This window comes from Paenibacillus sp. Marseille-P2973, assembly GCF_018101095.1.
In the GTDB taxonomy this organism is placed as follows: domain Bacteria; phylum Bacillota; class Bacilli; order Paenibacillales; family Paenibacillaceae; genus Fontibacillus; species Fontibacillus vini.
In genome coordinates, this window is the sequence record NZ_JAGQEH010000003.1 from 23,782 (window position 1) to 34,964 (window position 11,183).

The 11,183-nt window shown below is 51.8% G+C and carries 8 protein-coding genes; all 8 read left to right on the top strand.

Annotated elements, in window-relative coordinates; all coding sequences use genetic code 11:
- Window positions 1-144: 144 nt before the first annotated feature.
- Window positions 145-1,692, top strand: a complete 1,548-nt coding sequence (locus KB559_RS06895) for a fumarate hydratase (protein WP_211021008.1) — start codon at window positions 145-147, stop codon at window positions 1,690-1,692.
- A 1-nt stretch (window position 1,693) separates the two neighbouring features.
- A complete protein-coding gene (gene pnpS / locus KB559_RS06900; RefSeq protein ID WP_211021009.1) occupies window positions 1,694-3,508 on the top strand; it encodes a two-component system histidine kinase PnpS in 1,815 nt (604 codons plus the stop codon).
- Between the two features lie 138 nt (window positions 3,509-3,646).
- Window positions 3,647-4,372, top strand: a complete 726-nt coding sequence (locus KB559_RS06905) for a response regulator transcription factor (RefSeq protein ID WP_211021010.1) — start codon at window positions 3,647-3,649, stop codon at window positions 4,370-4,372.
- A 260-nt stretch (window positions 4,373-4,632) separates the two neighbouring features.
- Window positions 4,633-5,628, top strand: coding sequence for a methyl-accepting chemotaxis protein (locus tag KB559_RS06910; RefSeq protein ID WP_211021011.1), 996 nt, complete (start codon window positions 4,633-4,635; stop codon window positions 5,626-5,628).
- Window positions 5,629-5,777: 149 nt separating this feature from the next.
- Entirely contained in the window at window positions 5,778-6,533 is a 756-nt protein-coding gene (gene pstB / locus KB559_RS06915; protein ID WP_211021012.1) for a phosphate ABC transporter ATP-binding protein PstB, read from the top strand.
- Between the two features lie 18 nt (window positions 6,534-6,551).
- On the top strand, window positions 6,552-7,211 hold the full coding sequence (gene phoU / locus KB559_RS06920) for a phosphate signaling complex protein PhoU (protein WP_211021013.1): 660 nt from the start codon (window positions 6,552-6,554) through the stop codon (window positions 7,209-7,211).
- Window positions 7,212-7,401: 190 nt separating this feature from the next.
- A complete protein-coding gene (locus KB559_RS06925; RefSeq protein WP_211021014.1) occupies window positions 7,402-8,253 on the top strand; it encodes a manganese catalase in 852 nt (283 codons plus the stop codon).
- Between the two features lie 202 nt (window positions 8,254-8,455).
- A complete protein-coding gene (gene polA / locus KB559_RS06930) occupies window positions 8,456-11,116 on the top strand; it encodes a DNA polymerase I (RefSeq protein ID WP_211021015.1) in 2,661 nt (886 codons plus the stop codon).
- The last annotated feature ends 67 nt before the right edge of the window (window positions 11,117-11,183 follow it).

The following is an 11,183-nucleotide window of genomic DNA, read 5'->3' on the forward strand; positions in this document are numbered from 1 at the left end:
CGGGATGATATATTTGAATATATTTTCAACCTCTGATTAGGTACTATGATATTATAAAGCTATTGAAGAAGAGAATGCTATCCGCAAAAATACGTTAGACATAACCTGCAATGAATTCGAAGACAAGAGAGGGGAACTTGGATCATGCATCAGTTTGAAGAGAGCGTATATCAATTAATTGTGGAAACGTCTACGAACCTGCCCGGGGATGTCCGGAGGGCGGTAAATCGCGGCCGGGCGATGGAAAACCAGGAAACTCGCGCAGGACTCGCCTTGTCGACCATTACCCGGAACATTAATATGGCCGAGGAGCAAATTTCCCCGATTTGTCAGGATACCGGGATGCCGACATTTATTGTGCATACTCCGGTTGGCGTGAACCAGATCGAACTGAAAAAAGACATTAAATCGGCCATTCAACGAGCAACCAAGAACGGCAAGCTGCGGCCGAATTCAGTCGATTCGCTTACCGGCGAGAATAGCGGCGACAATTTGGGTTCAGGCACACCGGTGATTCATTTTGAGCAATGGGAAGAGGACTATATCGATATGCGGCTGATCCTAAAGGGCGGCGGCTGTGAAAATAAAAACATCCAATACAGCCTGCCGGCTGAACTTGAGGGGCTTGGCCGCGCGGGCCGGGATTTGGACGGCATCCGCAAGTGTATTCTGCATGCGGTGTATCAGGCTCAGGGGCAAGGCTGCAGCGCCGGATTTATCGGCGTAGGTATCGGCGGCGACCGGACGACCGGTTATGAATTGGCGAAGCAACAGTTGTTCCGTGCTGTGGATGACGTCAATCCGGTTCCGGAGTTGGATCAGCTGGAACGGTATATCATGGAGGCGGGCAACCAGTTGGGCATCGGTACGATGGGCTTCGGCGGCGAGGTAACGCTGCTGGGTTGCAAAATCGGAACGGCGAACCGCCTTCCGGCAAGCTTCTTCGTATCCGTAGCATACAATTGCTGGGCTTTCCGCCGGCAAGGCGTAAAAATGGATCCCGTAACAGGAGAAATCGGTGGCTGGTTATATCCTTCCGGCAGCGAAGTAGCCATGGAAGAGCCGATGCAACAGAATGAAACCGCCGCCGCGGGTTCCGTTCCGCCTAAGGGACGGGAAATCGTGCTGCAAACGCCGATTTCGGAAGAGCAGATCCGCAGCCTCCGCGTTGGGGATGTCGTGATCATTCAAGGTGAAATGCATACAGGACGCGATGCGCTGCACAAATACCTGATGGATCATGATGCGCCCGTCGATTTGAATGGCGCGGTTATTTACCATTGCGGACCGGTCATGCTTAAGGATGAAGAGGGCTGGCATGTCAAAGCGGCCGGGCCTACGACAAGTATCCGGGAGGAGCCTTATCAGGGCGACATTATTAAGAAGTTCGGCATCCGTGCGGTCATCGGCAAGGGCGGGATGGGCGCGAAGACGCTTGCCGCGCTTAAAGAGCACGGAGGGGTATATTTGAACGCCATCGGCGGAGCGGCTCAATATTATGCGGAGTGCATCAAGAAGGTTAACGGCGTCGACTTCATGGAATTCGGCATTCCGGAAGCGATGTGGCATTTGGAGGTCGACGGTTTTGCGGCGATCGTTACGATGGATTCGCATGGGGAGAGCCTGCATGCCGGAGTAGAAAAAGAGTCTTTGGAAAAGCTGGCCACGTTTAAAGAAGCGGTGTTCAAATAACATGAAAACATTTCGTTCCCGCCTGATTTTCATCTTAATGAGTTTAATCGGAGTCTCAATGCTTGCGGCGGGATTGTCGATGGCGCAGGTGTTCAAGGATTCCCACATCCGTGCCCTGGAAGAAAATATGGCACGGGAAATCAATTTGCTTGAAAGTACATTTTCTTTTATTCCAGTGGATGACCCGGGAGCAGTATCATACTACACTGCCAAAGCGCAGGAACTGGACCAACTGATCGATTCCCGGATCACCTTTATTAATCTGGACGGCACAGTCATCGGTGATTCGGAAATGCTGCCCGGGGAGATGGACAACCACAAGAAACGCAAGGAGATCGAGTCGGCGTCCAGCGACAAGGTCGGCAGCGCGATCCGGCATAGCGAGACGATCGGCGAAGACATGCTCTATGTCGCCCGGCATGTGAAAACCGATGCCGGATTCGACGGTTATATCCGGCTATCGATGAGTTTGGCGGCCGTTGGCAAAGAACTGAATAAAGGATGGTACCTGATGGGAGGAGGTCTGTTGCTTCTTTTCCTGGCAGCAGCCTTCGTCAGTTATCGGGTAGCCTCAGGGCTAACCAGACCATTGGAGCATATCACCCGGGTTGCGAACCGGATTTCCGGGCTTGATTATGACGCCAGGGTGAATTTGGACCGCCGGGATGAAATCGGGCAACTGGGCCAGGCTATTAACGGAATGGCCGACAGTCTTCAGCAGCAGCTTAAGGTCATCCATGACAATGAAGACTTGATGCAAAGCGTGCTGGCTAATATGACCGGCGGCATCATGATGATCGATTGTGCCGGTAAAATTGCCTTGATCAACCGTGAAGCGGAATCCATCCTGCATGTCCGCAGCGAGCATATTCTTGGAATGCCTTATGAGGACTTGAAGCAGAATTACGAGTTCATGAAATTCGTTGAAGAAGGAATTTCTCGCAAGGAGTTCCTTCGCGTCGAGCGGAATGTATATGCGCCCGAGGAGAGGGTGCTTCAATTTGACGGGGTCCCTATGTTTGAAGATGACAATAGCTACAGGGGTATGCTGTTTCTCCTTCAGGACGTGACGGACATCCGGCGCCTGGAAGGCATGCGAAGCGAGTTTGTCGCTAATGTGTCCCATGAATTGAAGACGCCGATTGCGGCGGTCAAAGGGTTCGCGGAGACGCTGCTGGCCGGCGGCGTGCCGGATGAGGAAACCCGGCGCTCCTTCCTGCAGATCATCCATGATGAGGGAGAGCGTCTGAACCGGTTGATCGGCGACATTCTGGAGCTGTCCAAGATCGAATCGAAGCGGGTGCCGCTCGAATATGCGCCGGTCCATTTGAAGGAGCTGTTCGGCAGCATTTTTGAAATGATGCAGCCTGCCGCCGCCAAGAAGTCGATCGTTATGGTGCAGGATATTCCTGAACATCTGTTCATTGAAGGCGATGAGGACCGATTAAAGCAAATTTTCATGAATCTGCTCTCCAATGCGATCAATTACACGCTGGAAGGCGGCAGGGTTAAAGTTGATGTCGATGTTATCGACGTCGACGGGGATGAGGAGAAAGTCCGGATCGCAGTCAGCGACACCGGCATCGGGATTCCTAAGAAAGACCTGCCGCGGATCTTCGAAAGGTTCTACCGGGTAGACAAGGCGCGGTCGCGCAGCTCCGGGGGAACGGGCCTGGGACTGTCCATCGTCAAGCATTTGACAGAGCTGCACCACGGCACGCTCCGCGTAGAGAGCAAGGTCGGCGAAGGCTCCTCCTTTATTCTGGAGCTTCCGTTTATGCAGCAGCATGAAGAGGAGGGCTATGAGGCCGAATAATTACATCAAGAAAACATAGTATGCGACTTTTCAGTATTTTTATATTTTTACACCCCGTTAACATATCCATGTTATGCTTGGCTTGTTTGATAACGTGTAACGGATAGGTCGTAACTTTTGGAGAAAATGGGGGTAACTATGACGCAGCGATTGTTGGTAATAGAGGATGAACCGACGCTTTCGAGACTGCTGTCTTACAATTTAACGAGTGAAGGATACCAAGTGGTTGTGGCCGAGCATGGGCAGATCGGCTTTGATACGGCGATGCAGGAGGAGTTTGATCTCATTTTGCTGGACCTGATGCTTCCCGGCATGAACGGGTTTGAAATCATGTCCAAGCTGCGGGGAGAAGGCGTAAAGACGCCGATCATCATTCTGACAGCCAAAAATGCGGAGGAAGAGGTCGTCGAGGGCTTGAAGTCAGGTGCGGATGACTACATCACCAAGCCGTTCGGCGTTGCCGAGCTTTTGGCCAGAGTAGCTGCCGTTCTCCGGCGTTCGAATGGGCAGGAAGAGCGGGAGCCTTCTCCAGTGCAGTCTGAGGCTCAAATATCTCTTGGCGCATTGACGGTTTATCCCGAGAAATACGAAGTGACTCTTAACGGAGAACAGATCACGCTTCGGCCTAAGGAGTTTGAAGTGCTGCTGTACCTGGCCCGCAAGCCTGGGGTGGTAATGACCCGGGACGATCTGATGAACGCGGTCTGGGGATTTGATTATATCGGTGGCCAGCGCACGGTCGACGTACATGTCAGTTCGCTCCGCAAAAAGCTCGAGCTCGATCCGGGATCCGTTCATATCGATTCGATCCGGGGAGTCGGGTACAAGCTTGTGGTTAATAAGAAAAAAACGGTCCATCATTGATTTTGGAATGATGGGCTTTTTGTTTATCAAACCAAGGAATATCGGCCTATTTTACATAGTGCTTTCGTCCTGCAAACATTCCCCTAACACTATTGGTCTATCATTCAGGCATACTCTAGTTTTATTAGGGATGAGGAGTGGTAGAATTGAGCAACCAGGCAGTCCTTGAATTAATAAGAGAAAGTGGGGTCTCAGCGGAGGCTTATTGCCGGACCGTGCCGGTAATAAATCCAAGGGAACTGTGCCAAGAGGTGCTGCGGATGTTTCAAAAACAGCCGGATCTTCCCTGTATCGTAATCTGTGATGATTATAGCTCCCCGGTCGGCCTGATTATGCGGGATACGTTTTACCGCCACCTGGCGGGAAGGTTCGCAGCCGACCTGTTCTATGAACGGCCCGCCAAGGACTTCTCGGAGCGGCGCCCGCTTGTATGCGAGCTGTCCATTTCCGCTGCGGAGCTGCTGGATGCCGCATTGAACCGTGAGGGCCATCAGTTCTATGACAGCATGATCGTAACGGAGCAAGGACGGTTTAGGGGCATATTGACCGTTCAGGATTTGATGCTGCTGTCGAGGGATCTGCAGCGGGAAGCGGAGCAAGCCCGCCGTTCGGCGATAAGCGAGACACGGAATCGGGTGGAGGAAATATTGCGTGCGGTGGAAGAGGCCTCGGGAGCATCGAAGCGGAGCTTAACGGAATCCGGAAAAATGACTTCACTGGCCTCCGCAGGCAGGCTCGAGCTTGAGGAAGTGAAAGCTTCATTTACCCGGGTAGCGGACATGACCCGTTCGCAGGAGCAGCAGGTCACCGAGCTCAGCGCACGTGCTGCAGAGATATCACAGGTTGCCGCAAGAATCCGGGAACTGGCTGACCAAAGCGGTATGCTGGCGATGAATGCTTCCATCGAAGCGGCGCATGCCGGGGAGCATGGGCGCGGTTTCGCGGTTGTAGCCAGCGAAGTACGAAAGCTGTCCCAGCAGACGAAGAAGCTGTCCGGGGAAATCGGAACGACGCTGGAGCAGGTAGGCGGCCTGGTCGATCAAACCGCCAACTCCGCAGTGTCCACCGCTAAAGAAATGGAAGAGAGTCTAGGCAGGGTGGAGAAAGCCGAAAATACTTTCGGACTGCTTGTCGAGTCTGCTTACCAGAACGAGAAGCGGGGAGAAGAGGTTGTACGTTCATCCGGGACCGCTGCGCTCACCACCGGTTTGGTGCGCCGGGAATTATTGAGACTTGCCGAAACGGGAGGAGTATAAATTTTACACAGCGTTTACAATTCAGCTTAATCCTCTTTACATAAGAAAGGTAAAATCGTCATGTACCTAATTACCTAAGATCCGGCACGGGCTCGCTTTTGGGCGATGTCCGTGTTTCATATTTGACAATATACTATGGGAGAAATGTCATGACGCCGATTATTCATATTGAAAATTTAAATTTGTATTATGACCAGTTTCATGCGCTGAAAAATGTAAAGCTCGATATTCCGGAAAAAGCGATCACCGCCTTCATCGGACCGTCGGGATGCGGGAAGTCGACCTTGCTCCGGACCTTGAACCGGATGAACGACATGATTCCGGCCACAAGAATCGAAGGGTCCGTTAAAATCGCAGACAAAGAAATTTACGGCGACGATGTCCAAGTGGAAACGCTGCGCAAACAGGTAGGAATGGTGTTCCAACAGCCCAATCCTTTTCCTAAGTCCATCTATGACAATGTGGCTTACGGTCCAAGATTGCACGGAACGAAGAACAAGGCCGAACTGGACGAAATCGTCGAGCAAAGTCTGCGGCAAGCGGTGCTTTGGGATGAAGTGAAGGATTTCCTCAAACGCTCTGCGCTGAGCTTGTCAGGAGGACAACAGCAGCGGCTTTGTATTGCCCGGGCAATCGCGGTTCATCCGCAAATTTTGCTGATGGATGAAGCGACCTCTGCGCTGGACCCAATTTCCACACTGAAGATCGAAGAGCTCGTCCAGGAACTGAAAGATAAATTTACGATTGTTATGGTTACGCATAACATGCATCAGGCAGCTCGTATTTCGGATCGAACCGTCTTCTTTCTGAATGGGGAAATCATTGAGGCTGACGATACGAGAACCCTGTTCTCGACCCCGCGGGATTCGCGTACTGAAGATTACATTTCCGGCCGGTTCGGATAATAAAGGAGGCAACTTAAGATGATTCAAAGAAAGGAATTTGATCAGAATCTGGAGGATTTGCGGCAATTACTCAGGCAAATGGGTGAGCATGTGGAGCGTGCGCTGACCGAATCGATTACGGCTCTTCAAACCTTTGACGCCAAGGAAGCAAAGAAAATCGTTGAGCGGGATATCATCCTCAATCAAATGGAAGAACAGGTGATGGATCTAGGATCAAGGCTGATTGTTACCCAGCAGCCGGTAGCCAAGGATCTGCGTCGTATTATCGTGGCTTTCAAAATTTCCAGCGACCTGGAGCGGATGGGCGATCTGGCCATCGATATTGCGAAGGTGACGATTCGCCTGGAAGGCCAGTCATTGATCAAACCGCTTGTGGACATTCCGAAAATGGCCGAACTGGTCGTCGTCATGGTTCAGGAGTCGCTGCAATCCTATTTGGACGAGAATACGGATTTGGCTTATAAGATGGCAAAGGATGACGATGAGGTTGACCATTTGTACAGTCAGATCATCCGGGACTTGTATGCCCATATGGTTGAGCATGCCGGCGAGCTTCAGCAGGCGATGCTTTTGACTCTGGTAGGACGTTACATCGAACGGATTGCCGACCATGCCACCAATATCGGGGAAAGTACGGTTTATCTCGTGACGGGACACCGCCCTGATTTAAACCAATAATCGCATCGACGAGAGCTCCAACGATGAACATGGAATAGATCCTCCTCCGCTTGCCGTATAGACCGACCTTCCTGACGAATCCAGGCATCATGCACGAATGCTTCGGCAACGTGTCTTGATTCGCCTTGACTGAGAAGGGTAAGTAAATTAACGGATCATACAGCATCTCATGAACATAAGGAGGAATATCATGTTTTTTCACATCAAAGAACTCCAGTTCAAGGCGAAACCCGAAAGACCCGATCCCGCTTATGCAAGGAAGTTGCAGGAAGTATTAGGCGGTCAGTACGGAGAAATGTCGGTCATGATGCAATACTTGTTCCAAGGTTTTAACTGCCGTGCGGACCGCAAGTACCGCGATATGCTGCTCGATATCGGCACGGAAGAAATCGGGCACGTTGAAATGTTATGCACGATGATCTCCCAATTGCTGGACGGAGCTCCCGCGGATCAGGTCGATGAACTCGCGAAGGACCCGTTGATCGGAGCGGCGCTCGGCGGCATGAATCCGCAGCACGTGATCGTGTCCGGTTTGGGAGCTACGCCTTCCGATAGTAACGGATTTCCGTGGAACGGGCGTTACATCGTCTCCAGCGGCAATCTGCTGGCGGACTTCCGCGCCAATCTGAATGCCGAATCCCAAGGTTTGGTTCAGGTGGTGCGGTTATACGAGCAGACGACGGATCCCGGGATTCGGGAAATGCTTTCCTTTATGATCGCCCGCGATATCCTGCACCAAAACCAATGGTTAGCGGCTATCGAAGAGATTGAACAAATGGACGGACCGATCGCGCCGGCTTCATTTCCAAGAGAACTGATCGTGGAGGAAGCCAGCCGTCAATTCTTGAACTTCTCCGAAGGGGAAGAGAGCAGTCAGGGCCGCTGGGCAAACGGGCCGCTCTACGACGGCACGGGGAACTTCGAGTATGTGGCGAAGCCGCAGCCTCAAGGTCAGGCTCCCGAGCTTAAGCCTGCTGCGGATCATCAGCATTCCACTCCGGGCAAAGCCCCTTACATTACGAATCCTCCGACATCTTTTTAATTATTAAATCTCATTTCCGGCTCCTGTCTTTGACAGGGGCCGGTTTTTCGTTCGGGCTAACTCTTGATTACAAAGCGCCAGAGGCTCCGAACGCCAAACAACGCTGATTTTTCGGCGTTCTTTCTTTTTAAAGTCTGTTTTTTATAAAAGGAGTCCATGTGTTAGAATAGGTACAGGAGTATGCTGAAGGACGAGGTGTCATATGGAAAAATTGATTCTTATAGACGGCAACAGCATTATTTATCGCGCTTTTTTCGCAATGCCCCCGCTGACTAATTCCAGCGGCCTGCACACGAATGCCGTATACGGTTTTACGAATATGCTGCTGCGCTTGATTCAGGAGGAGAATCCGACTCATATTCTGGTCGCGTTTGATGCGGGTAAGGAAACTTTCCGGCACGAAGGCTATCAGGAATATAAAGGCGGACGCGAGAAAACTCCGTCCGAGCTGTCGGAGCAATTTCCGCTGATGCGCGAGCTGCTGGAAAGTCTCGGCATCGCCTGGTTTGAGTTGTCCGGGTATGAGGCGGATGACATCATCGGCACGATCAGCAAACAGGGAGAAGACTCGGGACGCGAGGTGCTTGTCGTTACCGGGGATAAGGACATGCTGCAAGTAGTCAGCGATAAGGTCACTGTAGCTTTGACCCGGAAGGGCATCAGCGAGGTTGAGCCTTACGGTCCTAAAGAGATTGAAGAAAAATACGGGCTTAGTCCGCTTCAAATCATTGATTTGAAGGGTCTCATGGGCGATGCTTCCGACAATATCCCCGGGGTGCCGGGCATTGGAGAGAAGACGGCGCTGAAGCTGCTGCATCAGTTCGGTTCCGTGGAAGAAGTACTTTCGCATACGGATGAACTGAAGGGAAAAATGAAAGAAAATCTGGTGAATCATGCAGAGGATGCGCGGATGAGCAAGCGGCTCGCCACGATTTTCCGGGAAGTGCCGGTTGAGCGTTCTTGGGAAGACATGACATTCACCGGTCTGAAGGAAGAAACCGCTGTTCCGATGCTGCGTAAGCTGGAATTCAAATCCTTGCTGGAGCGTTTGTCATTTACGGGCGGAGACAGCGAAGCCGGCCATGAAGCGGCTGAACCGGTCAAAGATTTGGATGTTACGATCGTGAACGCTGCCGTGATGCCGGAATTGGGTGAATTGCTGCCGCAAATCAAGGACTTGCACGTGGAATCATCCGGTGAAAATCCGCATCACGCCATTCTTATGGGTATGGTGTTGTCCACTCCGGAGCGCCACTTTTACATTTCGCCGGAGTTTTTAAAGAGCGAGGAAGCGGGTCCCATTCTGGCTTGGCTCAAGGACGAAAATGTACCGAAGCGCGGCTATAATTTACACCGGACCGACCTGACCCTGCATTGGGAAGGGATTTCTTTTGCCGGCGCGAATTTTGATATCGAGCTTGCCGCTTATCTGCTCGATCCGACCGAAAACGACCAGACGCTAAGCGCCCTGTCCACGAAGTACGGGATTTCCCGCCTGGCCTCGGATGATGACGTATATGGAAAAGGCGCCAAGTTCAAGGTCCCGAATGAAGAAGTGCTCAGCCAGCATTTGGCGCGCAAATGCGATGCCATTATAAAGCTGGTTCCTCTACAGGAGGCCGAACTGGAAAAGAACGAGATGCGTTCTCTCTTTTACGATCTGGAAATGCCGCTGTCCCGGATTTTGGCGGACATGGAGAAGCAGGGAGTGGCCGTCAACCGCGATGATTTGGTGGAATTGGGCAAGGAGTTTGAAGCTCAGATCAGCAAGCTGGTTTCGAAGATTTATGAAATCGCGGGACAAGAATTTAATCTGAATTCACCGAAGCAATTGGGTGAAATTCTGTTTGATAAGCTGGGATTGCCCGTGATCAAGAAGACTAAAACGGGGTATTCCACCGATGCGGAAGTGTTGGAGAAGCTGGCGCCTTATAACGATATCGTCCAATATATTTTGGAGTATCGCCAACTGGCCAAGCTGCAGTCCACCTATGTGGAGGGTCTGTTGAAGGAAATCCGCAGCGAAACGGGTAAGGTGCATACGTATTTCCGGCAGACCGTTGCGGCTACCGGCAGACTGAGCAGTCAATATCCGAATCTGCAGAACATCCCGATCCGTATGGAAGAAGGGCGGAAGATCCGTAAGGTGTTCGTTCCTTCCGAGGAAGGCTGGCTCATTCTGGGGGCCGACTACTCGCAAATCGAATTGCGCGTTCTCGCCCATATTTCGGGTGACAAAGGCCTGCAGGAAGCGTTCCTGCACGATATGGATATTCACACGAAAACCGCGATGGACGTATTCGGGGTTTCCGCGGATCAGGTTGACGCCAACATGCGCCGCTCGGCCAAAGCCGTCAATTTCGGAATTGTGTACGGGATCAGCGATTACGGATTGTCACAGAACCTGAATATTACCCGGAAGGAAGCGGCCCGGTTTATCGATCAGTATTTTGACGCATTCGAGGGCGTGCGCAAGTACATGGACGAAATCGTCCGTGATGCCAAGCGGGACGGGTACGTTAAGACGCTGCTGGAGCGCAGACGGTATTTGCCGGAAATCAATGCGTCCAACTTTAATCTTCGTTCCTTTGCCGAGAGAACGGCTATGAATACGCCGATCCAGGGAACGGCCGCCGATATTATCAAGCTGGCGATGGTGCTGATGGACGAAGCGCTTAGCAGCCATGGATTAAAGAGCCGCATGCTCCTTCAGGTACATGACGAACTTGTATTCGAAGTGCCGCCGGAAGAACTTGAAGTGATGACCAAGCTTGTGCCGGAAACGATGGAAAAGGCGCTTAAGCTGTCCGTACCGCTTAAGGCGGAGGTAAGCAGCGGTCTCAACTGGTACGAAGCCAAATAGAAAGGTAGTTCAAAAAGTCAGCTTTTGATCACGAAGTGTTGCTGTGTGGCGTATTCGACATCGAATC